Origin of the sequence: Paenibacillus sp. Y412MC10 (assembly GCF_000024685.1) — a bacterium.
GTDB lineage: Bacteria > Bacillota > Bacilli > Paenibacillales > Paenibacillaceae > Paenibacillus_AQ > Paenibacillus_AQ lautus_A.
This window is the reverse complement of record NC_013406.1, coordinates 2,880,197-2,905,974: the sequence shown is the minus strand read 5'-3', so window position 1 is coordinate 2,905,974 and position 25,778 is coordinate 2,880,197. Positions and strand designations below refer to the sequence as shown.

31 protein-coding genes and 1 pseudogene are annotated in these 25,778 nt (G+C 38.8%); 3 read left to right on the top strand and 29 right to left on the bottom strand.

Features of this window, described 5'->3' with window-relative positions; all coding sequences use genetic code 11:
* Nucleotides 1–2 precede the first annotated feature (2 nt).
* Nucleotides 3–1,949 (top strand): elongation factor G, encoded by a 1,947-nt coding sequence (locus GYMC10_RS12765; RefSeq protein WP_015734827.1) that lies wholly within the window; start codon nt 3–5, stop codon nt 1,947–1,949.
* Between the two features lie 688 nt (nt 1,950–2,637).
* Complete coding sequence (locus tag GYMC10_RS12760) at nt 2,638–3,507, top strand: cation diffusion facilitator family transporter (RefSeq protein ID WP_015734826.1); 870 nt, start codon at nt 2,638–2,640, stop codon at nt 3,505–3,507.
* A 179-nt stretch (nt 3,508–3,686) separates the two neighbouring features.
* Here GYMC10_RS12760 and GYMC10_RS12755 read toward each other — a convergent pair whose 3' ends face one another.
* The 25 genes and pseudogenes from GYMC10_RS12755 to GYMC10_RS12640 form a co-directional block, all read right to left on the bottom strand.
* Nucleotides 3,687–4,235, bottom strand: a complete 549-nt coding sequence (locus GYMC10_RS12755; protein WP_261979706.1) for a hypothetical protein — start codon at nt 4,233–4,235, stop codon at nt 3,687–3,689.
* 165 nt (nt 4,236–4,400) lie between these two features.
* Nucleotides 4,401–5,438, bottom strand: coding sequence for a phosphotransferase (locus GYMC10_RS12750; protein ID WP_261979705.1), 1,038 nt, complete (start codon nt 5,436–5,438; stop codon nt 4,401–4,403).
* Between the two features lie 237 nt (nt 5,439–5,675).
* The gene (locus tag GYMC10_RS12745; RefSeq protein WP_015734824.1) at nt 5,676–6,101 is read right to left on the bottom strand and encodes an NUDIX hydrolase; all 426 of its coding nucleotides are present in this window, start codon (nt 6,099–6,101) and stop codon (nt 5,676–5,678) included.
* A 221-nt stretch (nt 6,102–6,322) separates the two neighbouring features.
* Entirely contained in the window at nt 6,323–6,775 is a 453-nt protein-coding gene (locus GYMC10_RS12740) for a VOC family protein (RefSeq protein ID WP_015734823.1), read from the bottom strand.
* A gap of 742 nt (nt 6,776–7,517) precedes the next feature.
* Nucleotides 7,518–8,120 carry a hypothetical protein gene (locus GYMC10_RS12735; protein WP_015734822.1) on the bottom strand — a complete coding sequence of 201 codons (603 nt, stop codon included), beginning with the start codon at nt 8,118–8,120 and terminating at the stop codon, nt 7,518–7,520.
* A 231-nt stretch (nt 8,121–8,351) separates the two neighbouring features.
* Complete coding sequence (locus tag GYMC10_RS12730; protein ID WP_015734821.1) at nt 8,352–8,816, bottom strand: DUF2691 family protein; 465 nt, start codon at nt 8,814–8,816, stop codon at nt 8,352–8,354.
* Nucleotides 8,817–9,210: 394 nt separating this feature from the next.
* Nucleotides 9,211–9,690 (bottom strand): hypothetical protein, encoded by a 480-nt coding sequence (locus GYMC10_RS12725; RefSeq protein ID WP_144374224.1) that lies wholly within the window; start codon nt 9,688–9,690, stop codon nt 9,211–9,213.
* Nucleotides 9,691–9,844: 154 nt separating this feature from the next.
* Complete coding sequence (locus GYMC10_RS12720; RefSeq protein WP_015734820.1) at nt 9,845–10,438, bottom strand: GNAT family N-acetyltransferase; 594 nt, start codon at nt 10,436–10,438, stop codon at nt 9,845–9,847.
* 258 nt (nt 10,439–10,696) lie between these two features.
* Nucleotides 10,697–11,128: a GNAT family N-acetyltransferase gene (locus tag GYMC10_RS12715; protein ID WP_015734819.1), complete on the bottom strand. Its 432-nt coding sequence runs from the start codon at nt 11,126–11,128 to the stop codon at nt 10,697–10,699.
* A 231-nt stretch (nt 11,129–11,359) separates the two neighbouring features.
* The gene (locus GYMC10_RS12710; RefSeq protein ID WP_015734818.1) at nt 11,360–12,013 is read right to left on the bottom strand and encodes a lysozyme inhibitor LprI family protein; all 654 of its coding nucleotides are present in this window, start codon (nt 12,011–12,013) and stop codon (nt 11,360–11,362) included.
* Between the two features lie 204 nt (nt 12,014–12,217).
* On the bottom strand, nt 12,218–12,814 hold the full coding sequence (locus GYMC10_RS12705; protein WP_015734817.1) for a chloramphenicol phosphotransferase CPT family protein: 597 nt from the start codon (nt 12,812–12,814) through the stop codon (nt 12,218–12,220).
* 171 nt (nt 12,815–12,985) lie between these two features.
* Complete coding sequence (locus tag GYMC10_RS12700; RefSeq protein WP_015734816.1) at nt 12,986–13,618, bottom strand: hypothetical protein; 633 nt, start codon at nt 13,616–13,618, stop codon at nt 12,986–12,988.
* Between the two features lie 272 nt (nt 13,619–13,890).
* Complete coding sequence (locus GYMC10_RS12695) at nt 13,891–14,121, bottom strand: hypothetical protein (RefSeq protein ID WP_015734815.1); 231 nt, start codon at nt 14,119–14,121, stop codon at nt 13,891–13,893.
* A gap of 233 nt (nt 14,122–14,354) precedes the next feature.
* Nucleotides 14,355–15,122 carry a nucleotidyltransferase domain-containing protein gene (locus tag GYMC10_RS12690; protein WP_015734814.1) on the bottom strand — a complete coding sequence of 256 codons (768 nt, stop codon included), beginning with the start codon at nt 15,120–15,122 and terminating at the stop codon, nt 14,355–14,357.
* 242 nt (nt 15,123–15,364) lie between these two features.
* A complete protein-coding gene (locus GYMC10_RS12685) occupies nt 15,365–15,913 on the bottom strand; it encodes an ATP-binding protein (RefSeq protein WP_015734813.1) in 549 nt (182 codons plus the stop codon).
* A 182-nt stretch (nt 15,914–16,095) separates the two neighbouring features.
* Entirely contained in the window at nt 16,096–16,521 is a 426-nt protein-coding gene (locus GYMC10_RS12680) for an NUDIX hydrolase (protein ID WP_015734812.1), read from the bottom strand.
* A gap of 232 nt (nt 16,522–16,753) precedes the next feature.
* Nucleotides 16,754–17,500, bottom strand: coding sequence for a hypothetical protein (locus tag GYMC10_RS12675; protein ID WP_015734811.1), 747 nt, complete (start codon nt 17,498–17,500; stop codon nt 16,754–16,756).
* 246 nt (nt 17,501–17,746) lie between these two features.
* Nucleotides 17,747–17,986, bottom strand: a complete 240-nt coding sequence (locus tag GYMC10_RS12670) for a hypothetical protein (RefSeq protein ID WP_015734810.1) — start codon at nt 17,984–17,986, stop codon at nt 17,747–17,749.
* A gap of 305 nt (nt 17,987–18,291) precedes the next feature.
* Entirely contained in the window at nt 18,292–18,699 is a 408-nt protein-coding gene (locus tag GYMC10_RS12665) for a hypothetical protein (protein WP_015734809.1), read from the bottom strand.
* Nucleotides 18,700–18,939: 240 nt separating this feature from the next.
* Nucleotides 18,940–19,371, bottom strand: coding sequence for a hypothetical protein (locus GYMC10_RS12660; RefSeq protein WP_015734808.1), 432 nt, complete (start codon nt 19,369–19,371; stop codon nt 18,940–18,942).
* 225 nt (nt 19,372–19,596) lie between these two features.
* Nucleotides 19,597–20,277: a DUF2711 domain-containing protein gene (locus GYMC10_RS12655; RefSeq protein ID WP_015734807.1), complete on the bottom strand. Its 681-nt coding sequence runs from the start codon at nt 20,275–20,277 to the stop codon at nt 19,597–19,599.
* Between the two features lie 220 nt (nt 20,278–20,497).
* Nucleotides 20,498–21,028 (bottom strand): hypothetical protein, encoded by a 531-nt coding sequence (locus tag GYMC10_RS12650; protein ID WP_015734806.1) that lies wholly within the window; start codon nt 21,026–21,028, stop codon nt 20,498–20,500.
* A gap of 295 nt (nt 21,029–21,323) precedes the next feature.
* Nucleotides 21,324–21,515 carry a hypothetical protein gene (locus GYMC10_RS12645; protein WP_015734805.1) on the bottom strand — a complete coding sequence of 64 codons (192 nt, stop codon included), beginning with the start codon at nt 21,513–21,515 and terminating at the stop codon, nt 21,324–21,326.
* Between the two features lie 236 nt (nt 21,516–21,751).
* Nucleotides 21,752–21,976, bottom strand: a pseudogene (locus tag GYMC10_RS33275) (contact-dependent growth inhibition system immunity protein); the annotation flags it as partial.
* A 159-nt stretch (nt 21,977–22,135) separates the two neighbouring features.
* Nucleotides 22,136–22,546: a GNAT family N-acetyltransferase gene (locus GYMC10_RS12640; RefSeq protein ID WP_015734804.1), complete on the bottom strand. Its 411-nt coding sequence runs from the start codon at nt 22,544–22,546 to the stop codon at nt 22,136–22,138.
* Nucleotides 22,547–22,931: 385 nt separating this feature from the next.
* On the opposite strand from GYMC10_RS12640, the gene GYMC10_RS32515 reads away from it, so the two are divergent.
* Nucleotides 22,932–23,138 (top strand): hypothetical protein, encoded by a 207-nt coding sequence (locus GYMC10_RS32515; RefSeq protein WP_041621979.1) that lies wholly within the window; start codon nt 22,932–22,934, stop codon nt 23,136–23,138.
* A 265-nt stretch (nt 23,139–23,403) separates the two neighbouring features.
* Here the strand turns inward: GYMC10_RS32515 and GYMC10_RS12630 are convergent, their stop codons facing one another.
* From GYMC10_RS12630 to GYMC10_RS12615, 4 genes are all read right to left on the bottom strand, one after another.
* Nucleotides 23,404–23,796 carry an Imm41 family immunity protein gene (locus tag GYMC10_RS12630; protein ID WP_015734803.1) on the bottom strand — a complete coding sequence of 131 codons (393 nt, stop codon included), beginning with the start codon at nt 23,794–23,796 and terminating at the stop codon, nt 23,404–23,406.
* A gap of 160 nt (nt 23,797–23,956) precedes the next feature.
* Nucleotides 23,957–24,403 carry a hypothetical protein gene (locus GYMC10_RS12625; RefSeq protein WP_187293015.1) on the bottom strand — a complete coding sequence of 149 codons (447 nt, stop codon included), beginning with the start codon at nt 24,401–24,403 and terminating at the stop codon, nt 23,957–23,959.
* 214 nt (nt 24,404–24,617) lie between these two features.
* On the bottom strand, nt 24,618–25,127 hold the full coding sequence (locus tag GYMC10_RS12620) for a GNAT family N-acetyltransferase (protein WP_015734801.1): 510 nt from the start codon (nt 25,125–25,127) through the stop codon (nt 24,618–24,620).
* 213 nt (nt 25,128–25,340) lie between these two features.
* A complete protein-coding gene (locus GYMC10_RS12615) occupies nt 25,341–25,700 on the bottom strand; it encodes a hypothetical protein (RefSeq protein ID WP_015734800.1) in 360 nt (119 codons plus the stop codon).
* Nucleotides 25,701–25,778 lie beyond the last annotated feature (78 nt).

Genomic DNA, 25,778 nt, shown 5'->3' with positions numbered 1-25,778 from the left:
ATATGAAGAACATATTGAACATTGGAGTTTTGGCCCATGTTGATGCCGGTAAAACTACGCTGACGGAGCAAATTCTATTTAAGGCCGGGATTATTGAACAAGCAGGCTCGGTGGACCATGGCAATACGACCACGGATTCATTGGACATTGAGCGGAGACGGGGCATTACGATCAAATCCGCCGCGGTATCGTTCATGCTGGGCGATCTGAAAGTCAATCTCATCGATACGCCCGGCCATGCCGACTTCATCTCGGAGGTCGAGCATTCGCTTAGCGTACTGGATGGCGTCATTCTGGTCATTTCCGCCGTCGAAGGCGTACAGTCCCAAACCCGGGTGCTCATGCAGACATTGAAGGAACAAAAGATACCCACCCTATTGTTCATGAACAAAATCGATCGAATGGGCGCCGACTACCGGAAGGTTTATGCGATGATACGCCATCTGCTTGACGAACATATTTGCGAGATGAGCTCGGTCATCAAGGAAGGCGGCGCAGCCGTTCAGGCGGACGCGGCCGATCCCCACCACGCAGGCTGGGTAGAAACCCTGGCATTGTCCAATGACGATCTACTGAACGATTATGCCCTGGATATTCCGATATCACAAGAGCGGCTGCAGGAGGAATTGCGGAGGCAAACGCGCCAAGGCAAAGCTTATCCCCTATTTGCAGGTTCAGCAGCCAAAGGCCTCGGCATTGAACCGCTGCTTCAAGCGCTCGGTGATTTTTTCCCGGTTAACCCATCGTCGATGCTTCAGCATGAACCGTTATCCGGCTTGGTATTCAAAGTGATCCGACGACCGAATGGAGAGCGGAATGTATACCTCCGCCTGTACGCAGGCTGCATCCAGTATCGTGATGAAATTCCGGTGATCCATCAGAACGGACAAACCTCGACGCTCAAGGTGAAGCAGCTTCATGCCCTGCACCAGGGCAAATCCATTCCGGTCCATGGAATCGGCGCAGGCGACATCGCCATTCTCATCGACGGCGAACTCAAGGTGGGCGATGTCATCGGCAGCGTTTCCGGGAGGATGAAGACGGTTCATTTTCAAAAGCCGCCGATTCAAGTCCAGGTTTCGGCCGTTCATTCCGCGGAGAAACATCAGCTGCATGCCGCCTTAAGCGATCTCACCGAAGAAGATCCGTTTCTGCAATATAGCCAGGATACGAAAACTAGCGAGAATGTCATCCATGTATTCGGCAAAGTCCAGCAAGAAATTCTGCTGGAAACGATTCTGCAGCAGTACGGCATCGAAGCCGTATTTTCCGCTCCGCGGGTGATTTGCATCGAGAAGCCTTATGGCACCGGAGAAGCTGTTGAATATATCGGCGAGTGTCCTTTTTATGCAACGGTGGGCATCAGGGTCGAACCTGGCGAGTTCGGTACCGGAATTCAGTACAGACTGGAAGTGGAGCTGGGCTCCCTTCCCTTAGCTTTTCAGAAAGCAATTAAAGACACGGTATTCGAGGTGCTTCAGGAAGGTTTGTACGGATGGGCCGTGACCGATACGATCGTAACGCTGACCCATACCGGTTACGCAAGCCCGGTTTCGACGGCAAAGGACTTTCGAAGCTTGACTCCTCTAGTCCTCATGGCTGCGCTCGACCAAGCAGGGACGGAAGTATACGAGCCCATGAACGTGATCCAATTCATTCTGCCGGAAAACAGCTTAAGCAAAGTACTATCCAAATTAGCCGCGCTGGACGGCACTTATCAGGAACCCGCGTTCCATAACGGTACCGTCCACGTTCACGGCACCATTCCGGTGCGGACTACCGACTTGCTGAAAGCCGAGGTTCATTCCCTTACGAGCGGCGAAGGCATGCTCACCGTTAAACCAGGAGGTTATACGAAGGTGCAAGCTCCCTTCCCAGTGAATACACGGCGGCAAGTCAACCCACTGAACCGTGGTGAATACATGCTTTACTTAAACAAGATCATGTAAGAACACTGGCGGACATGCGGCTTCATAGAATTACATTGGTATGTCGCTCTGCGTGTTTCGCGTTAGGCGGGCCATGCATTCAGGATGTAAAAGATAGCGGTGTCGAGAGAGAATCTCGCCCGCTATTTTTCTTCTTCCCGCACAAAAATAGCCTGTGCATGCCCTAAAGCGATGAAAAGCCAGGGAAACGAGCCGAACGCCCTAGCATAAGGATTATGTTCGCCAGGGGGACGCTTAACGTTTTCTCTCGATTCTGCGGCCTGTCGAGCATAACAACCCAAGCACGAACCTTTCATCGTGAATAAGATGGATGCATAACCGATGTTCCATCATGAACCTTCAGGAGGCAAGAGGCCTATGCATGCCATAATCGGGATTCTTTCCATCATGCTCACGATAAGCATCCTCCGCCGCAAATCTCGGAGAAACAATCGATAGCTTACGAAAGGCGGATATTCGATTGTGGCTGCCTATCTACGGTTGATATATACAACAAATTACGGCCGGCGCATCGCCGGCATTTTTTGCGTTTTACCGGAATCTATCTTTCTTAGTCCGGCGCAACATTTTTTGCCCCTTGTCACATATTAAGCGACAGGAAAAAACGTTGCTCTAGACCCACCCATGCGTGGATTGGTATTATAGTCAGGTACTATTTTTAGGGGTGTGCGGAAGGAGTCGGCCAGACGTGGAAGAGCAACGTTACAAGGATTTAAAATTGGGTGAAAAAGGTGCGATCATCAGCATCATTGCTTATATTTGTCTATCTGCAATCAAGCTATTGATAGGGTACTCGGCGAACTCCGAAGCTCTGCGTGCCGACGGTTTAAATAATGCTACCGACATCGTGGCATCCATTGCCGTATTGATCGGACTACGATTATCGCAAAAACCTGCGGACCGGGATCATCCTTACGGACACTGGAAAGCGGAGACGGTGGCCTCCTTGATCGCCTCTTTCATCATGATGGCCGTCGGGATCCAGGTATTGTTCGGGGCCGCATCTTCCATGTTTGAAGGTCCCCACGAATCGCCTGATCTCATATCCGCCTGGACCGGGATCGGCTGTGCAATTGTCATGTACGGCGTTTACCGCTATAACAAGCGTCTTGCCAGCCAAATTAACAGCCAAGCCGTAATGGCGGCCGCGAAGGATAACCTCTCGGACGCTTGGGTCAGCATCGGCACGGTTGTCGGCATCATCGGCGCCCAGTTTCAACTTCCCTGGCTCGACCCGCTGACGGCCATAGTGGTAGGTTTTCTGATATGCAAAACCGCCTGGGATATATTCCGCGATGCCTCTCATCATTTAACCGACGGATTCGATGAGAACATCATCAAAGGCTACAAAGAAACCGTGAAACAAGTGGTTGGCGTCAAAGGGGTCAAAGACATTCGGGCAAGAAATTACGGGAGCAACACGGTGGTCGACATCGTCATTCTGGTCAAATCCAATCTGGACATTCGGGTTGCCCATGATATTTCGGACCAGGTGGAGCATGAATTAAAAGAAACGCACGGCGTTTACGACGTCCATGTTCATATTGAACCGAGTTAATCCTCCAGATTCCAAAGTGTCAAAACAACGACGAAGGTCCGGCCACATTCTTAATGGCCGGACCTTTCATCAATTCTGTGCTTCGATCGATTTTAAAAAGACTGCGCTTCAATTCCTCAGTCGCTTCATCACGGTTCAGGTCAACGCCTATGATGTGGGGCGGGCTTCTGGGATCACCTTCAAGATTTATTTACCTTGTCTTCTCCAAAATAAAACCCTTTAAGTTGTTGATCAAAGAAATCCCGTAAGTTTTTTTGATCGATTGTATAAATCATTTGCCTAGTCCATATATCTGTTCTTGTAATATATATCTTTTCAAGATCATATTGAATTCTTATTTCTCTTCCGGTCTTTAATCTAAAAACAATCCCTGCACTAATGCTGGTGTTTGATGGTATTTGATTCAACGCTATACGATCTGAATCAGGTACAGAATTAATCCAATTTACAATATTATTGATTTCATCCTGATTTAATTCAACGTCTATCCAATCGATATATGCACCAGATCCTTTTCTGGTGTATAGTGCTTTGGACATCTCCGTGCTGGAGATTTGTTTTACCTGAATTTCTTTATTCAAGTTTGACTTACTCATGAAACCATTCATATCACCTAGAACAAAATATACAGCCCCTATAACGAGTATGAGGACAATAAATGTTCTTCTATTCTTTAGATTGGTTATAATCGCACTCTCCCCCATGGCTAATAAAGTTGGTGTATTCACGAACTCCACCACCATAAGGCCCGAAAGGCCGCGCCGCGATGCGGTTAGGTGGTGCGAATTTAGCCGGCAATTACTTCTCCGACTTCCCGCCTGGACCGAGGGGCGTATGCCCCGATGAGTGAACACATTGTTATTAAGATGTCAGCGCCTTCTTCGAATAAGTATTCAACTTACTATGTCTCTTCTAATGTTTCTTATATTGGGTTCAATTTGATCAAATCGATTTAAACAGTGGTTTCGAATCATTTCTAAGTCATTAATACTTTGAGAGTCATCTTTATTCCTAAATAGAATATTCATAACCCAGTTAGATAGATTACGAAGATGTGCACGATAAGAGTAAAAGCGAATCAAGTCCAGATTAATCTGAATTTTTCGATCCAACTGTTTAATATAGGAAGATATAAAGATGTAGAAACTCGAATCAATATAGCCAAATAAATTATACTCGGGTGGTGCTAAGATCACCGATTCCCAATCTAGAAAGAACAACTGATTATTGTGATATATGATATTCCCACCCCACATATCACCGTGACACAAAACAAGTTGGCTAGCATTGATGTGAACTGAATTCCGAATTTCTCTAACTACGTTCATGGAAGAAAGAATTTGTTCTTTCTTTAATAAAACAAGCTCTCGCAGTGATTGTTTTAAGCAATTGTTCAGATTGGATTTCTCAAGGATCAAAATACATCTCAAAAGATCGGATTCGAAAGTGATATCAAATGATTCCTTTGGTAATAAAGTCCGATTCACTTGCGAAGTAATCTGTTCTAATGTAGCCACGGACTTTGCAATTCCTACAAGAATCTCATCTGAGAAAGGATATGCCTCAGCCAAGGTCTCTCCAACTATAAAATTAAATAAAACTATAGTGATGTCTTGTAATTTAGTAAATAAACTCCCAAAGCAATTCTTTATTGGATGAGTAATGTTTATAAACAACCCTTGATGATAAAGGTCCCAAGTCAAAGGCAGGTAATAATTTAGTCGTCGTATTCCCTCTCTTTGTCTATCATTATGATGATCAAATAACTTCAAGTAATATTGTTGTTCGTCAATACAATTTACTTTATAGGAATACGCCGAATCCCCGACCGGAATAAATTCAATATCCTTAATAAGAATTCCGTAGTTTTTTTGTATGAATAAAATAAGCTGTTCATCTTCGATTTTGAACTTACTTATCAAAAGTCTCACCACCTTATGATGAGGAATTGTGGTTTGCGCTGATTTCCGATATCTTCTTTATATTCACGAACCCTCACTGGCTTAAGGGGCGAATACCCGGATCCGATGGACTTAGCCAGTGCAGGGTTGTCAGGTTGACCGCTCCCCTGAAATCCCTCATACCAGACCGAGAAACGAACGGTTCAATGCGTAAATATGGTGTTTTATTTGAAGGACTTGTCCTCCCCGACTTACTTTACAATTCCTTCAAACTTTTCCTTCATTAAAATACTTGATTTCAATCTCGTTTTTTACAATATTTTTTAATCCTTCTTGATAATAAGGCATAAATTCATCTGCTCTATCAATATCTACCCATTCAACATGACTAATTTCGGATGGTCTAGTTATCTCTTGTTGTCCGCCTATTATTTCAGCTCTAAAAGTAATAAACACTACGTGTTCATCATGTTTTGTTAATATTGCTTCATTGATAGCCACTACACCGTGGACTTTAATATCAAATCCCGTTTCTTCTTTTGCTTCGCGGACTGCAGCCGCTTCTAAGGTCTCGTTTTCTTCAACGCCTCCACCTGGTAATGACCAAGTACCGTTTTTGTGATTCTTCACCATGAGGATTTTTGTTCTGTCTTTATCCGTAAGCAATGAATACGCAACATCTATTCGCTTCATATAATCTTCCTTTTTATGTTTTTTTTAAGATTCGTATGTCTTTCAGATAACGGTTAAAGTTTTAATAAGACCATCATTCGTTTCACGTCAGCACGATGCTTTAATGGTTGTAATATGGTGCATCTGACTTCTTTGAGTTACTTTCTCACTGTTTTTCTTTATCTATTTATACTCCAAAAATGTATATTTCCGTAACTGACGTTTATTAAAACGTCAGTTACTTATTTGTTACCGAGTTGTTCCGCCAAACCGACTAGAATTCCTTCGGTTCCACGAATGTAGCAGAGCCGATACGAGTCCTCATACTGAACGATTTCGCCAACGAGTTGAGCACCATGCTTAGTGAGTCTGGATACCATTTCGTCAATGTCTTCCACGGTGAACATCACGCGTAGATAACCGAGGGCGTTTACAGGAGCAGTCCGGTGATCTGATATAGTAGGTGGGGTGAGAAACCGCGAAAGCTCAATTCGGCTGTGGCCATCTGGGGTAACCATCATAGCAATCTCTACGGACTGAGAACCCAGTCCGGTTACGCGACCAGCCCATTCACCTTCGACCGTGGCTCGCCCTTCGAGCTTCAAGCCAATCTCCTCGAAGAAAGAGATAGCGTCATCAAGGGATTCTACAACAATGCCCACATTGTCCATTCTTAGTAATTTGTTGTTTGTCATTGTTTTATCTCCTTATGTGTACAATTTTATTTATTTCGGACGACCAAGGGGTGAAAGCACCGCCGCATGAATATTATGGAGATGTTCATCTCTCCCAAAGCTCACGATCATAAAAATCTAAGCATAGAGACCATCCAACCGGCTTATAGTCTTTAGTGTGTTTTCTTCTTTCATAATAATCTATATGTTCATGAGCATGATAACCTGGATAACGTAGATATAAGTTTCTTCCTTCATCCCTTACTTCTTCACTATCAATAGAAATGTTTACAAAGACCTCTTTACTTCCAATCAAAAAAAGAGTCTCATACTGTTCCTTGATATCTAAATAATCCTTATGATCCCTATACCAGTCTTCTCTGCCTACAACTTCTCGCGAATCAAGTCCGAACGACCCGGATCGTAGATACGATGTTATCTGATGCGTATGCCATCTTCGAATAACTTTCAATTTCAGTCTATATATCGTTCTCTAACTCAATTAGTTCTTTGATACATCTTTTCAATTATGGTATTTTATATTTAATAAAGACCAAGTGCGCTAACACTCGGTCCATCCAATTGGCTTGGATGGGTAATCCCTTCTTATTACGATCGGAAACCCACCTTTGGCGGTCAACCTTAGGGTGGGTTTTTACTTTCTCTTGTGGTTATTATTAATGTAAGTTAAAAGTACAAGAATGAATGATCCAAATAGGTAAGGAGTGCAGCGACTTGCCGCAATGCGGTTAGGTAGTACTACTTATAAATTGTACTTCGTTCTGATTCTTTCATATAACTTAAAATCTGTATTTCTACTTACAATCTCTCCAATTAATTCTTTCCATTTATTTTCAATCCACTTAGGACTTTGTTCTTTCAGAATATCCTCGTCAAATTGACTATCAATATACTCCAAATCATGTTTAAGAACTCTTATATCCTTAATAAGTTGATTTCTCGATTCTTCTTCAAGCGACACCTTATTCGATAAAATGTCGTCTGTGATATCTGCTCTTATATACCAATACATATCTCTAAACACACTATAGATTAAATATGTTGATGATAATTTATCTTCCTTGAAATCGGAATCAAGAAAAGTGAATGATTCTTCACCAACTTTCAAAGATACTGCCAAATTTCCTAATGTGTAAATGACTGTTTCCTTCGAAGAATTGTCCTCTAAGCTTTTTATCACATAATCTAAATTCTGAATTGATTCTTTTATACCAATTTGTATTCCATGATTTAGTTTAATAGTGTAATCAACTTTTTGATTGTCTTTGTACTCTTTGAATTGATAGTTGAAGTACATGCTTATTATCAATCCAACCATCAGTATGATTGCGATATTTTTTTTCATTTAATTACCTCGTATTCGTGCAAATTATGTCTGATAACGTTCGCGTATTCCTAATGTTCAAACGGCTTAAGGCAACTAAGTTGCCGGGTCGATAGACTTAGCCGGTTAATTGTGTCGCATGATTAAGCTTCTCCGATATCCCACTTGGCGATCAATTAGCGTCAGCGACGATGTAGGAATATAATGTTATCCGATGTCTCTGCCTCCTAATTTACTTGCATTAATAATTCCTTACCATACAGTAAGGCCTGTTCTGAAATCATTCTCGTCGGTTATGTATTCTATATTTGTATAGTCCTGATTTCTTGCGTTAGAATACAGCCCTTCTACTAACTCGTCATTCTTGCAATAGATTGTTGTATAAGAACTATCGACAACTAATAGTGCCAATTCGCAGTTGCTTTTGAGAAATTCGTCGTAAGTTTTAATTTCAATTGGTTTACTGCCTTTAGGAAAAGCTTTAAGATCTTGAAATATTAAATAATAATCATTGTTCTTTATAACGTTTCTTAGTGTTTCACCTTCCATACATTCAATTAAACCTGAAAAAAGTGCATCCAGTTTGCCATCTAGTATAATGTATGACTCTTCCCCACCAATCCACCAATCATAATCCTCTACTTTAAACGGTTTTAAGATATCTTCGAGAAATCTTCCGTATTCATTTGGAATTTCAAAACTAATTCCTCTTTTCATCTACTCTTCTCCTTATTCTTTACCTGCAAAGATTTCGGATAACGTTGAACTCCAAAAGAGGTTGTCTGCTGAAATACCTCTCCGATCATCTGCATTTAAATGCTTATATAGCAAAAGTAGTTGATTTTAATTCATTCTTATGAATGTATCTGACAGACACATTGGGCATGATGATTCCCTCGCTCTTAGGTTTTTATCAGGTTTCGGCAGTTTCTAATAACGTTTGTGTGTTCCCGCCGCCGAGGCCCTTAGATTTAAATCTTAGGGCCGCAGGTGTGTCTGCCAGCATCTTCATCTCCGAAACACCTCGGAGCAGACCAAGGGGTGTAAGCCTGCAGCGGGAATGCGATGTTATATGAATTGGATTTTTCTTAGAATTTTCCTACAAACTTCATCACTTCATTGGCCAATCAACAAACCATGCATCTGTTATATAATCATTCCAATTAATTATAGTATATTCTGCTTTAATTATTATTTCAGAGAATTCATTATTATAAGAAGTTGAAACTCCAAATATCCTGTATAAATTTCGTTTTCCTTCTTCAATTATATCTAGTTTAAGTATTTCAAAATCTTTATTATTAGTTAAATCAATATTCGTTTTTGTTTCTTCATTTCTATCAAATATTCCTGATTCATAGCTTTCAACGTTGTAGAATTCCAATGTACATTTATCAGTATTCTTTGCAACATCGTATGGGTTTAATTTATGTTCAGATAGTACATTTACCGATTCTAAATTGAGTATCAGTTTGTGTTCGATGTTAATAACTTCAATAATACAATCATGAAAATCGATTTGATCAAGTCCATTTTTTGAACTGTATACCCACATGGAACTCACCTTCATAATATATTTAAGCTCTTTCATATAACGTTCTTGCATTCATGACGTCGATAACCTTAAGGCCCGTAGGGCTGGGTGGCTATGCCACTTAGTTTCGCAGAAGTGTCCGCCTGATTCCGCTTCCCTGCTCCCACTTCGGGCGGACCATGGGGCTTTAGTCGTGATACGGGATGGGGTGTTATCTGATATCCGTGACTTCTTCGAGTTCACTTGCAAAATCGTCTTTAATTATTGAATACAATTTTACATCCTGAAATGCACCCTTCGCTAAGATATGCCTTCTCAATACCCCTTCAAATCGCATTCCAGTCTTCTCCATTACCCTGGCGGATCCGATATTACCCAGATGGCATCTTGCTTCAATTCGAACTAATCCTAATTCATTGAACCCAAACTCTAAAATCCTTCTAATTACCTCGGACATGTATCCTTGATTCCAATATTCATTTGACAATACATAACCAAGCTCTGCTCTTTTATTTCGATTATCCCAACTCACAAAACTACAACTTCCGATTAGTTTCTTGGCTTGTTTGTGCTCAATCCCCCAAGGTCCTACTTTCTGTGTGTCATAACGGTTTAACACAAATTCAATAAATGCTCTTGTATCATCAAGTGACTGATGAGTGTCCCAAACGGTATATCTCGATACCATAGGAAATCTACAATAACTATACATATCATCCAAATCCGAGTAACTTATCTTTCTTAATCTTGTTCGCTCAGTTTCAAGAACAGGGAACTCTTGAAAATGTTCTTCAATTTGCGTCATTGCAGCCACCCTCTAGATAAAATATTAGTGCCTAGCTTTCAGATAAGGTTTCTGTATTCCCGAACCCGACAACCTTAAGGCTGAAGGACCGGCTGCGGTGCGGTTAGGTTCGCAGGGTTGTCCGCCAACGCTTCCCTGCACCTCTGAATTCGCTCCGCAGTGAAATCCCTTCGCTCTTGGCGGACCAAGGGAGAACGCCCCGCTGCGGGAATATGATGTTATGTGATGTCTGCCTCATCTTCGAAAAACTTTCAAAAATTATAAGTACTTCTTAAAGGCTTTACTCGAATCACCGTCATAACCTAACTTTGTATAGAACTCGTGTGCTTGCTTCCTCGAAGCTCCGCTGGTTAAAAAGACCTTAACACAACCCCTTGAAATACACAGCTCTTCAATATGCTTCATAATGAGCGATCCATAACCTTGACCTTGTCTGTTTCCAGATACAATTACACGTTCTACAACCCCAAAAGGGCGTGACTCTATCAACGCATCTAAACATAGATGCAGATGTGCAGTTGCAACGATCTCTTGGTCTACTTCGCAAATGAACAAGAAACTATTAGGATCTTGTTTAATTTCTTCTATTCTATCTTCCAACACTTTTATTTTTGTGTTGTTTGGAAGCAACTCTTTATATAGTCGTTCAATAGCTTCGGCGTCATTTGTTTCAGCTTCACGAATTATCATTCACATTCTCCTCTGTATTTAGGCTGATTTTACATAACGTTCTGTGTGTTCACGACGCCCATCTCCCTTAGATAGCTCTTATCTTAGGCTGGGTCGTATGTTGTTTGAGTGTTCTTCCATGATTATACATCTGACAACCAAGGGGTGATAGCCCCGCAGCTTGAATACATTGTTATGCGCCGTTACTGTCTTCGAAGCATCACCTAAAAACCTTTGAACAAGATTCCAACTCTATTTTTTACTTTGGTATAAAAACTCAACTTCACCATCTCGTAAATATCGATATTCAAATAATTGCATTGTTCTTTCCCTAATCCTCTCCTTTATAACCCTGCCTAGGCTTACCGACCCTTGTGATCCAAGGTAACCATTATTAATAAATGTCTTCTCTACAAATTTTGTTTCCCTTAAGTGATACTGTAACCATTCTTTCTGCGATTCAATTAGTGCTTCTCTTGGTTCTCTATCCAATTTAGAAAGAAGCTTTTTATATATATGATCTAACTCATCATCCCAAATCTCTGTATATTTGCTTTCAAACGCCCCCCATTCTAATGTTGTAATAATCTCTTTGGAATTTTGAAATTCATTAAATTCCACCTCATAATCATGATCTATAGGATTTCGAAGCATTTCATCATAAAATTCTCCTTTCAAATCAAGGTTCCCAATGCTCATGGTTAACACTTCATTGTTAGAAGGATCTGACCGACCTTCAGTTATTTCTTTCGATTCTGTTCCATTACCTGTACTCGCTACATCAGGTGGCAGTTCAGAATTCACTATTGATGTTGTTTCGCTGTTCAAGGTAGTCGATTGACTAATATTTTGACAAGATGAAAACACTATCGTAATTAAAAATAATAAGAGTATCTTACCTTTCATAAATGATCTCCTTAAATATTATCTTTAATATTTACGGTAATTGCGCATAACGTTTCTGTATTCACGAAACGACCCCGCCCTTAGATAGCTCTTATCTTAGGCTGGGTCGTTTGTTGACTGAGCTTCTTCCATGATTATTCATCTGACAACCCAGGGGCGATAGCCCCACAGCGTGAATATGGTGTTATCTGATGGGTATGCCTTTTATGAACTACTAACATTTCTTTTACTTAATTTCTTAAATGCCGAGTAATCCTGATCGGACTTAATAAAATTTAATATCTTTTCGGCACATTCTGTTGGATTCAACTCTTCAGTATTTACTTCAAGGTCATATTCATTAAAGCAATATACTTTGTCGAACTGGGAATTTGCTAGTCCAATCATTCGATCTCCTCTGAGTTGCTCTCTTCTTGTGAGTTCTTCTTTCGAGCATATTACACCTACGAATAATGTAGGATAATCAATAAGTACATCAAGATAATCATTAAACCACTTGTCATTTTCGATTACGGTATCGACGATTACATTCAGACCATATTCTAAAAACAGTTTAATTGTGGCGTAATACATGGAGATTATAGGATCAAACATTATTTGTCCGATAACTACATCATCCAATTCTTTTACTGGTTTTAAATCTGGAAATTTGTTATTAATAAGATCATTGAAATTATGAAAAAAATCATCTATGGATAAATGATGAAAAAGAATCTCTTTCTGATTGATCAGTTCCATAGAAATACTAGTCTTTCCTGCACTTGAAGTTCCGTTCAAGAACACAATCTGTCCTTGCTTCAAACGAATCACCCTCACTTATAAGCGTATCTTTCAGATAACGTTCTCGTGTTCACGACTTAGTCGTATGCGTCCGACTGAAATCGTTTCCCTGCTAATGTCAATTGCCTCCCCGAATCCTCTTCTTACTCCGGCCGGACCGAGGGGCGAATGCCCCGAAGCGTGAATATTATGTTAGGCGAAGTCATTTTCTTCCATGATTAATCTTGCATACTTATCCCATTCTTTATTATCAGTGTTTATTTCAATTGTTGGTACCATTGATTTGGACGATTGAATTCTGAGTCTATTTTGGGTTTCGATTAATTCTTTGCACGCCACATCAATATCTTCTCTTGATTTGTTAATCCAGTTATTTGGATTTCTGCTCATTATTCTTTCTTCAACAATATCATTAGATATAGTTAACAAGATACATTTAGCTCCTATTTTATTTAAATCGTTCTCAATACTAGTTATTTCTGTATCTTCTGAATCCGAGAATGCGACTCGATGATTTAAATGGAACCTCTCTAATACAAAAAAGAGTCCTCTAGATTTTCTTTTCCAGGGTCCTAAATTAATCGCCCAATCATTTAAATTCTTTAGCATATCAACTCTATCTCTTAATAGTTCAAGATGTTGATATCTTGATAATCGAACAAACTCCCCATGAACATTATTCAGAATCTGAGAATAATGTTCACCAAGTATAACAATGCTCAACTCGGCTGATTCGTCAATCGCTTGATATTGTTTTATCGCTTTAAGAAGCGATGTTTTACCCGCGTTTGAAAACCCTTCAAGGATAATTCCCCTAATGTTCATATAATGGTTTCCTTCTTTATAATGATTTCGCCTAACGTTATTGTATCCACGAACACGAGAGGCTTAAAGGAGCGTCAGCGCGGGTCCGACGGACTTAGCCTCACAGGGTTGGGGGCTGAATAAACCTCTCTGTTACCCTCATCTTGCGAACCGAGGGCCCGATGGCCCGAAGCGTAGATACTATGTTAGGCGATGCTCTCCTAATACATGGTCGTTATAAAGTTTCGATTTAAATTCTCGTTTCATTTTCTTCTCGTTCAATCATTATTATACTAATCTATTTTATAAATTTTTCTGATCTCTAGCCATGTTTCATACCAAAATGAACCGAACTTTAATGGTTTCAATATTTCAATATTCATTTCACTCATCATTAAAAATACTCGGTCATCCTCAACATTCAATTTATGACCAAATTCATACACTATATTAAAACATTCTTTTTTATAGTCTTCTTCACGTTTATCAGACCATTCTGACTTCTGAACAGAGAACCTTTTCATGTTTTTATATTCCTAATGTTTTATTCAATATTTAGAGGTATTATCATAATTGTTGCTATTGTTTTGAGAGTTTCCGACTAACGTTCTTGTATTCACGACGTCCTGGCCCCTTAGAGTCGCTGCTTATAGTTGTGAGGCTTGCCGAACACCTAATGCAGCGACGTCCCGACGGGCTTAGAGGGCTGGATGGGGTCACTCGCTTCTAGAGAGTGGCCCCGAGCGTTAATATGGTGTTAGCCGAGGGAAGTTCTGGAAGCAGCCATTGTATTTAAGGCGTTCTCAAAATAGCTATATACTTCATCTGTAATTCCCAGAAACTCTTCAACAAGTACATCACTATCCAAGTAACAAGCATACAGATAATCAACTAAAGCGGAGTCAATCTCACAATAGTTTAATATGGCATTCTTCATCTTAATAATGTCATCTTGCCATACACCTGTATCTTCTAAAACCAAAGAGTATAATGCACGAATTAATCTCTTCGAATACCCTTTAATATATCTAGTTTTCATCGTGTGATCACTAGCAGTAGAAAGTGAACGACGTACACGATTTACTTCTTCCTTGGTCTCTGTATTTAAGTCTAGAATGAACTCTGCAGAAATAATGATCGGTGGTACTTTTTCACCAACGTCATCACCATGTATGCAAACACAAATTATCTTAACCCAAAAACCCCACTCATTCGGTTTACTTAATACATCGTCAATCGAGCAAATTATCGTATCAATCTTAGTTACTATTGGATATTCTTCTAAAAGCCTGTCTTTAATATTTGACAATCTTTCGTAATCAATATCTTTGGGATTTACACATACAATAGTAAAGTCTGCATCTGACTTAAAAGGTTTAGCAGTTCCTTTTGGAATCGAGCCACACATATAAATGCTATGAATCTTACCTTTAAATTCGGTAAGTATATGATTTATATATTTATCAACAAAATCCTTATATTCACTTTGTATTGCAATTCTATTTATAACTTTTTCTAATATCATATAGACTCCTCCTAAACTAAGAACTTCTTTCGGCTAACGTTATTGTATTCACGAACACTCACTGCCTTAAACGACCGTAGGGAGTGGCCGCGATGCGGTTAGGCGAGTGCAGGGTTGACCGGCTGATTTAGCTTCTCTGCAAATGAAATGCCTCTTTGATTCCACTTCTTCTACCTCGGCCGGACCAAGGAGCGATAGCGACGCAGCGTGAATACCATGTTGATGAATCGACCATCTTCAAATTATCTAAATTCACTTATCTCTTTTATTTGTTGAATAATTTCCAAAGTATCATTGGGGTCCTTGATGTCAAATAGATAATTAGCCTCATCTTTAGTAGGTTGAATTTCTATCGTATTTTCTTGTCTCTCCAATACTTCCAAAAAGCTCAAGGCACTTCTAAATATAGCTTTACTTCTTTGGGTTTGTGTAACACGTTCTTTCAATAAATCAATTGGTAAATTAAAGTGGACTATAATACTTTCAAATCCATTGTCATGAAAGTTCTGGAGTACATTTGTTCTTCCTGATTTATTTAAATTGGAATTGCTTAAGATAATGTGGAAATTGCTTTGCTCCATAGCATAGTTAACAATAGCATTTGTTATAGAGAATTTTAAAGTATTGGGACCTTCTATAGGGCGAAGTTTCATATAATGGCTATTAATAAATTCAGCATGATTATCCTGATCAATGACTATGGCTTGTTGTAGTACAGATTCTAATTCTTTAGCAAAAGTGGTTTTTCCACTATGAGTTTTTCCAACCGTCATGATTACCAGGCGGCTCATAAAATGCTCTCCCATCAATGTTTTCTATTATGATTTTTGCCAATCTTTCAGATAACGTCTTTGTATTCACGAACCCTCTCACTGGCTTAAGGGGCGAATCAACGGGTCCGACGGACTTAGCCAGTGCAGGGTTGTCCGGTTGATCCTACTCCCCCGAAATCCTCGATTTACTTACAATTCCTTTAAACTTTTCCTTCATTAAAATACTTGATTTCAATCTCGTTTCTTGCAATATTTTCTAATCCTTCTTGATAATAAGGCATAAATTCATCTGCTCTATCAATATCTACCCATTCAACATGACTAATTTCGGTTGGTCTAGTTATCTCTTGTTGTCCGCCTATTATTTCAGCTCTAGAGGTAATAAACACTACGTGTTCATCATGTCGTGTTAATATTGCTTCATTGATAGCCACTACACCGTGGACTTTAATATCAAATCCTGTTTCTTCTTTTGCTTCGCGGATTGCAGCCGCATCTAAGGACTCGTTTTCTTCAACGCCTCCACCTGGTAATGACCAAGTACCGTTTTTATGATTTTTCACCATGAGGATTTTTGTTTTGTCTGTATCTGTAATCAAAGAATACGCAACGTCTATTCGTTTCATATGATCTTCCTTTTCTATGTTTTTTAAGTTTCACATGTCTTTCGGGTAACGTTAATGTGTTCACGACGCCCCACCACCTTAAGCCCCGACAGGGGCGGCCGCGATGACGGTTAGGTGGTACGGGTGGGTGTGTCCGGCTGATTCCGCTTCTAACTTTGTGCCGGACCGAGGGCGAATGCCCGATGCGTGAACATGGTTTTATAAGATGACCTCGCCTTCGAAGCCTTACTCACTAGTTCTTTCGTTTTGTAAATTGTAACGGTGTTCCTTCGGTTTGCATCTTGTCGTCATCAATGTGTCTAATTTCTTGTGCAATATATTTCCCCTCGCAAAAAGCATACTCCACTTCCAAATAACCGGCATATTGTTCTGTTCTGCCATCACCAATTCTCACACCGCCAATTAACTTCCCATCGACCACTTTATAGTTTATCCAATCGTCATAATATGCCTTTAAGTCACCATACTTTGATGATTCATATATCAAGCTATCTCCTAAATAAACTTTTCTTCCTGAAAATGTTACATTCTCTTTGATAATATCTTGTATAGGTTCAACGATGGCTTCGACCGAATTGATTGATACTACATGCGCTTCCGAAAGTATAATTCCAGTTCCATGATCTAAAATGTTGATAAAGACGATTTCATTTTGATTATCTTGATTAATATCTTCAGAGTAAATTATCGGATCTCTCAACGAACTTTGGATCCATTGAAACGGGCCTACTTCACCCTTATTATATCTAATAACAAAATCTGAAATCTTATCACCGTGTTCTGATAATCTCCCATAAACATAAACATCATGGTCATCGTTAATGAATTCAATTGTTTTGCTCTCTTTAGTCGCTTGTTCAGATTCAAATGTTTCTCCATTGCCATTATTCATTATTATTTCTGATTTGGATGTTTCTCCATTACATCCAACTAGAATAAGAAAAATTAAAAGTACTAATAGAAATTTATTATTCCCCATTCAAATAATCACTCTCATCGATTTGGTTTTTATGTTTTGCGGTGATTTCTTATAAAGTTTCTGTTTCACGCGTCCGTTCCCCTTAGATAGCTCTTATCTTAGGGGAACGGATGTGTTCGGCTGATCTACTTCCTGAAAGATCATCTGCCGGACCGAGGGCCGAATGAACAGAAGCGAGAATACTTGCTTAGATGATACTAATGCCTTCTTCGAATTCACCCCCAAATAATCTAGTTTTATTATTCTTTAATAATTTGGTTTGTAAATTCTATCAGTATCAGTGTCTATTACTATATCCACTTTATTTTCAATATTTTTATCAATTTCAAGCATGTTGTAATGTTCACAAAGTAATTTAGGTAATTCATCTATCAATTCTATTTTGGTTTTTAAAACTAAATATATCTGTTCAATTTCTTCTAAAGAATAATTCACCTCTGACTGAAGTAAGGCTTGATTAAAGTAACCATCCACTTCTATTATCATTAAACAACACCTTTCATAATTACTAAGTAAATGCATTCAGATAAATTTGAAGGTTAGGTTATGGGTAAGTTTCTTAGTTGGTTTGAGATTTTCAATTCAGCATTAATTTCACATAACGTTCTCTTATTCACGACGTCCCACCGACTTAAGCGACCAATGGGAGCGGCCGCGATGCATTTAGTCGGTGCGGATGTGTCCGCTGAATTCACTTCTCTGCCGTTCACTTCTTGCGGACCGAGGAGCCGATAGGATCAGATGCGTGAATATAATATTAGATGAAGTACCACACCTCTTTGAATAATCTGCTAAAAGGTCTTATAATAGTCTACTCTATTTACTGTTTCCAATGCTTTTATATAGTCTTTTTGTTTAATATGTTCTGTAATTTCTAATGCTTCCTCTTCCCAATCAGGACCATAGAGTAATAAATAATCGACAAACATTGAATATAAAGTTATTTCTGTTGGTTTTATTTCTATAACTCTCTGGTAGGTTTTAAACATAAGTGGTATGGGAAATGACAAGCTATTCCAATCATTAGTGATGATCTTAAACATTTCTTCATTCTCATTGCTCAATACTAGATTGTCTAAATACTCTTTACATAGATTATTGAACTTTTCTTCAGTTACAGCTCGATGTTCTTGAGTCAGTTCTAAATAGTTAATTTCCCTAAATTCAAGTATTCGGTTTGCTAGAATACTGATTTTCACTGGTTTATCCCTTTCATTATTCGTGATATTTCGCCTAACGTTTATGTATTCCCGAACCCGAGAACCTTAAGGCCTGAAGGGCCGGCCGCGACGCGGTTAGGTTCGCAGGGTTGTCCGCCAACGCTTCCCTGTAGCTGAATATACTCCGGAGTGAATTCGCTTCATCCTCGGCGGACAAAGAGACGAATGTCCACGCTGCGGGAATATGGTGTTATGTGAAGTACCTGACTTCATGAATTCTCATTCAAAAATCCACTTTTCTCCATAACCATCATTATATCTGCCAGGGGTTTGATCATGAATATTATTAATTGTCTTAACAGCTCTGTACCATGCCACATGCTCATTACTGTCTTTTGTAAATGTTATCTTAAATAAAATGTTGTAATTGCTAACTTCATAGTTAAATGGTGTTGTAAAGTCCTGTTCTTTTAATTTTTCTATAGTTATTACATGACCGCCGCGAAATTCAATTACTTTGATTATTTCCTTTTTCAAATTATCCTCATGTAAATTAGAAATGATAAAAATAATCGGAATGCAGATAAGCATAGTTATCGCTATTATTCCAACTACGATACTCTTCTTCTTCCTAAGCATGACAGCTAGTATAATGCCTGAGAGTAATACAAATAAAAAAATGAATAGATAAATATTACTCTGGTATCCCATAGTTATTTCCTTCCTCAGGTATTTCCCATAACGGCTCTGTATCTGCGAACCCGAGAGGCTTAAAGGAGCGTAGTGACTGGGTCCGACGGACTTAGCCTCGCAGGGTTGTGAGCTGATTCCACTTCTCTGCTATTACTTCTTGCGAACCAAGGGCGTAGCCCCAGCGTACATACTATGTTATAGGATGTCAGTGACTTCTTTGAATCATCTACATATAGAAGTTTATTACTTAAGATACCAATTAATCATTGTATCTTCATTACATTCAATCGCTTCCCAACCTGCACTAAGAATTGTTTCCTTCGTGTTTATATCATTGGTTAACATGAGTGTAATAAATGAATCATAAACACTTAAAAATGCTGTATCATTAGTTTCGTCCGTTACAATAATTTCTGAAGGTGTCATTTCATAAAAGTTTTGAATTGTAATATCATCTACTAGTATTTCGCCACTTGTATCAAATATTGGCTCTGAGTATTGAATTTTTGTAATTCCCCTTGATTTAAACACTTCAATTATTGTTGGAATTAAGAACTGAGAGATCTTATCTTCGTTAGGCAAATATACGTCTTCTTGCAACCCTAGTTTAAGTTTCTCCATTAAATCAGACCTTGCATAGAATTTATTTAATGCTGATATGTATGTTTTCATCGCTAAAGCTAAACTTCTTAAATCTTCAAGTTCAGTTAGCTTTAATATTTGACTCCACAAAACAGGTTTACCATACTCAATTATTTCCTCATTTGTTGGGTATGTATATTCAAGGCCACTAATTTTTTTATTGTTGTACCAGCCTTGCGGCATTTGAATAAAAGGATTAGTAATGATTAAAGCATATTTATATTGACCTTTGACCTGATTTAATATTGATGTTTCGTCATCAATCCATATGTAATCAAGCATTTAATTACATCCTTTATTTTTATTGATTTGCGCTGATTTCCTATAACGTTCCCGTATTCACGACGTCCCACTGACTTATGCGACCAACGGGAGCGGCCGCGGTGCGGGTGTGTCCGCTGAAATTACTTCCCTACCAATCACTTCTTGAGGACCGAGGAGCCGTTTAGGCTCCGATGCGTGAATATAATGTTAGATGATGTTGACGGCTTCTTGAATATACTCAATATTCATTATTACAAATCAAGCATCCATGACATGATAACAATATATTATGTTTTTCGCATTTTGGGTAACCTCTTGGTATTGTTGGTGTCTCATCTTGCTCATTGTCTTCTATCCAATCTAAATACTGTCGCTCATCTACATCATTTACCTCAAACGCTATAATCATTTTTTTGAAATGATCAAGACAGCTAATAATCATTTCTTTATTAGGTTCATAACTTAACTTACTCCACCCCAGCTCACTTATTGCATTATCTAATGCTTTTAATAGAAACTGCTTCTCCGCTATAAAACTTTCAATTGTCCATGGGAGTTCATCAATATCAAAACCTACTGTACCTATGCCAACAACTTCCTGATCCCGCTGAGCCAACCATATGATAAGTTCTTTCTCACGATTGGTATTTGCTGTCATAGATCCACTTAAAACTAATACTTCTAAGAAAACAGCCGTCAAAGTATTAGACATTGAGAGTGGTTTAATATTGTCTCTATTTTTATTATTCAAATCTATTGTGTTTCCCATAACATTAGTTATCCTTTCATTTCGGCAATTTCATCTAACGTTATGGCATTCACGAACTCTCACCACCTTAAGGGGACCCGGGAGGCTTAAATGGCTCTTATCTTAGCCTCCTGGGTCCCCGGCCGCGATGCGGTTAGGTGGTGCAGGGTTGTCCGCTGAATCAGCTGCTTTAGAAAATGCTTCTCGCGGACCGAGGGGCGTTAGTCCCGATGCGTGAATGCGGAGTTATATAAAGGAACCGACTTCTTCGAATCTGCTTACCTCTTATTCATTGTTTTCTTCGTACTTACTGTATTTATATATCCACCCATCTTCGGTAAACAACTCTCTTGTCGCCTTCCCAAAAATAATCAATGTTTACTTCAAATCTTCCATCTTTATTAATTTCTCGATTAGTATATAGACTAAAATCATACTCATAAAATTGATACAAATTAGATAATGTATTCTTCTCTTTATAAGTAACTGGGTTGAATTTGATTTCCATAAGGTCTCCTAATAATCCTTTTTGTTTTGCTTCTGGCGGTTTCGTCTAACGTTACCGTATTCACGACGCGAGCCGGCCATAGATAGCTCTTATCTTAGGCCGGCTCGTGTGTCGTCCGAGTCATCTTCCATGATTATACATCGGACGACCAAGGGGTGTAAGCCCCGCTGCGTGAATATTATGTTATGGGATGTACCGGCTTTCTGAGTATACTTACAATTTGTTAATATAATTATCTATTGTGTCTCTGGCATTTCGTAAATTCTTATTACTTCATCCAACTCGTTCCTTACTTCTATGTTGCTTTCCCAATATTCTTTATCAACTTTAAGTATTGAATAAAACAAATCCCCAACATATAAGTCCCCTGATCGTAAAGGATTCTCTTCTAATCGCTCCAGTACTAAAGGGAATAGAAAATTTAAACTAGTTTGTTGTATTGTTAATAGTCTTGGATCTTCAAAATTGAACTCATTTTAAGGTTTCTTTCTTTCGAGGGTTTTAGTTATATCTGCTTTCTTCATGAATTCACTCCCTCCTTAAATATCAGTCCCGGTATTTCACATTGAATTTTGTTATGTGAAATACCTATCTTCCTGATCTTCTCTCACATGATCTTATTATCCTTGTAAAATGCATTGAAATCTTTCAACACCAGGGTATTTCTCCCCTAAACTCATGATTTCAAATCCAATATTTCTATAAAAATTGACTGCATCTTCATGTGTTTCTGCTATCATCTTGTTTATTTCATTCTTCTTTATATACTCATTAATCATGTCTCTTCCTATTCCTTGCCTCCTATAATCAGTTCGAATCGCTATATGTTTCAGCTCAACTTCCTTTGTCGAAAGATGTATTAGTCCTATTAGCCCTATAAGCTCATTATTCATGAATCTCCCATAAAGTTTCCTTGAGTCATCCGCTTTGTACTTATTGAGTTCTTGAAATATTCTTTCATTATCTGGCCACATACACTCGGCCAATAAATAGCTTACTTCAGTTTCATGATATTCTTTCAAATCGATCATTTTGACATCTCCAAACATAGAATGTTTATCTGTTATGGGTTTTATTACTCTACAGGTATTTCACATAACGTTCCTGTATTCACGACTCGACGCAGCCTTAGATAGCTCTTATCTTAGACTGGCTCGTTTGTTGACTGAGCTTCTTCAAAGATTATACATCTGCCGACCAAGGGGCGATAGGCCTGCGGTGTGAATACTTTGTTATGTGATGTTTGGGACATCTTAGATTGGGGCTAGAGCAACAGCAAAGATCCGACTATTCAGTTATTTGAAATATACTTACAGTCAAATAAATGCATTATTTGCACATTCAAAAAGTGACTATCAGCAAGGAGATCACTATTATCTTGCACCTTCTATAGTTGATTCACAAGTTAGAGACTACTTGAGTTTATTACATATCAATAAGAACGAAGAAGAACTTATCTTTGAATGGATTCATGCTATGGAAGTACTTGATAAATATTCTAAAGAGGTTCGGGAAACACCGCAACCAGGTTCAGTGACGCTTGATATTGTTAAAAAGATGACAGAGATTAAGTTAAATGCACTTGAAGAACTAATCAAAGGTTATGATCATTTAGTTAAATAAAGCTGTTCAAAAAATTCTTTTTATTTGCTCTGCCTAGGTTTCAGATAACGTTCTTGTATTCACGACGTCCCACCACCTTAAGCCCGAAGGGCGGCCGCGATGCGGTTAGGTGGTGGGATGTGTCCGGCTGATTCTGCTTCTTCGTATACTGAAATGCCTCATCGAAATACATCTGACTGCTACCGGACCGAGGGGCGAATGCCCCAATGCGTGAATATGGTGTTATCGGATGTTCCCTCTTCTCTGAATTGCTTTCAATTTCTCTTTAATATAATTCTGGATACTTTGGGTTCTTAATATTGTCACCAAATTGCTTCTCGCTCATTATGAATCCTTCGTAGTAACCATCAATCATAAAATCAAGACGTTCATAAAAATAAATAAATCTATCATCCGGAAAGTCACTAATTTTAAATACATCACTGGGATCAAAATGACATAAAAAAGATCGCATGACCCTCTTGTATGTCCAATGTATGATCTTTGTTAATTCTCTATCTAATTGTTTATCTTTAGTTTGATCAATTATTTCAATAACTGCATTGTAATAGTTCCAAAATGCTATTTCATTGAATGATGCTTCTTCTAAAAGTGAGTACAGGAAAGAACCTTCTTTGAGTTGATAGTTACTAGTCAATACTTGGTTTTCAACTAACATCTCGACCTACCTCCTTACGCATTCAGGGAATTTCCGATAACGTTCCTGTATTCACGACCCGACGTATGTCGGGTGTCCGGCGAATGCCGTACCAAGGACGAATGTCCGCAGCGTGAATATTATGTTATAAGATGTCCCCTTCCTCAATGAGTGTGCTGCATTAGTTTTTCCCATTTCTTTCAAGCCACTTATTAATTTGCTTTTTAACTTCTTTTGTATCAAATGCTTTTCTTATCGTTTCAATCTGATGTTCTTCTACCTGATCTTCTTTTAAGGCGCTTACAACAATACTTTCCATCGCAATAATTCCTTCTTCGTTATAGACATGAATGACCTCTTCTAAAACTGCTTCTCTCCACTCTTGCTGACTAAAGTAATACCAAATCATATGTTCTTTAACATGCTTACGAATATCGATCTGATCCTTATAATCTTTAATGACTTCTAATGTCTGTAGACTTAGTTTACTATGTAGCCCTAATTGATCGGATAGACTTAACGAACGGATGAGTCGTTCGAGTTCTTTAATTTCTTTATTTAAACCCGCAGTTTCCATCTGATGAATGAACAAAGAATTTTCTATGGATCTCTCCTCCATTTCTTTCAATGATTTCAGGGGATTTCTTATAACGTTCCCGTATTCACGAACCCGAGAGGCTTAAGGTGACAACGTCGCCGGCTGCGCTTGCGAAGTTAGCCTCGCAGGGTTGTCCGCCTGGCTCCACTTCCTTGCCAATATCCTCTGGTGGACCAAGGGATGACGAAAGTCGGCCCACCACGTGAATATAATGTTAGCTGAAGCACCCTGAGTTGCCCCCAAATTAGTACTTCTCATATAAATTGATCTTCCAACCATTCTTCCATTCTATGTATCTAATCTGCTTGTATCCCATATCAATATAATATCGATTTAATCTAGCATTCTCAGCCATACAATCGAGTCTTATGTTTTTACCTGAGTTTCTAATATATACTTCAGCCCAATTAATTAACTGTCTGCCAATTCCACTCCCGATATGAGCTCTACTTACCGCGAATCTATGGATATATCCGGAATTGTTATTGTCAAGTTCTTCCCATAGAATCGGATCTGACCAACAGATATATAAGGTTCCTACTACTTCTCCGTTCATTCGTGCTAAATAAAATTCAAATCCGCTATCGAAGCATTCATGAACTTGATTAATATTAAAATGATCCGGATTCCATTGATTAATCCCTTTAGATTGAATCCATCTAGCAGATCCTTTCCAAAGATCAAGTATACTTTGACTATCAGTTTTAGTTGCCCTATGAACTTTGATCTGTATGTTTATAAATTCTTCCTTCATTAAATTCACCCCATAATCAAAGAGCATCGTATTTCAGCTAACGTTAGGTATCTACGAACCCGAGAGGCTAAAGGCGCATATGCGCCGGGTCCAGTGGACCTAGTCTCGCAGGGTTGTGAGCTGATTCAGCTTCTCCTCCCACCACTTCTTGCGAACCAAGGGCAAAGCCCGCAGCGTAGATACTTTGTTAGGCGATGTACCTGCCTTCTTTGATTACACTTTCCTAATAATGATCCCTTCTTCGAAATCCTCTATATTATTAATGTTTATCCAAGTCTCTTCTGATTCTCTTAATCTATGAAAACGTAAAATTGTGTCATCGTCATGATAAGTTAAGATAAGTATAAATTCATATTCTGGAAAATCAATTTTCAGTTTAATAGACCATATTTCTAATAGCTTCTTTGCAAACATCAACCCTTCTAAAGGATGTTTTTTAAAGGTTTTTGATATATCAATCATATGTACATGACTTTCACTTGTTTCAAATCCAGTTCGATCCCCAAACTGGTGAATAATATGTTCAATATTAATTTTTATATTATCTTCAGTGTACTTTTTATTAAAATGCAACCTTCTACCTCCACAAAGTCTGGCCATACTACATCAATTAGTTCTGATTTGTCATGATATTTAAGACTGTGCTCTTTA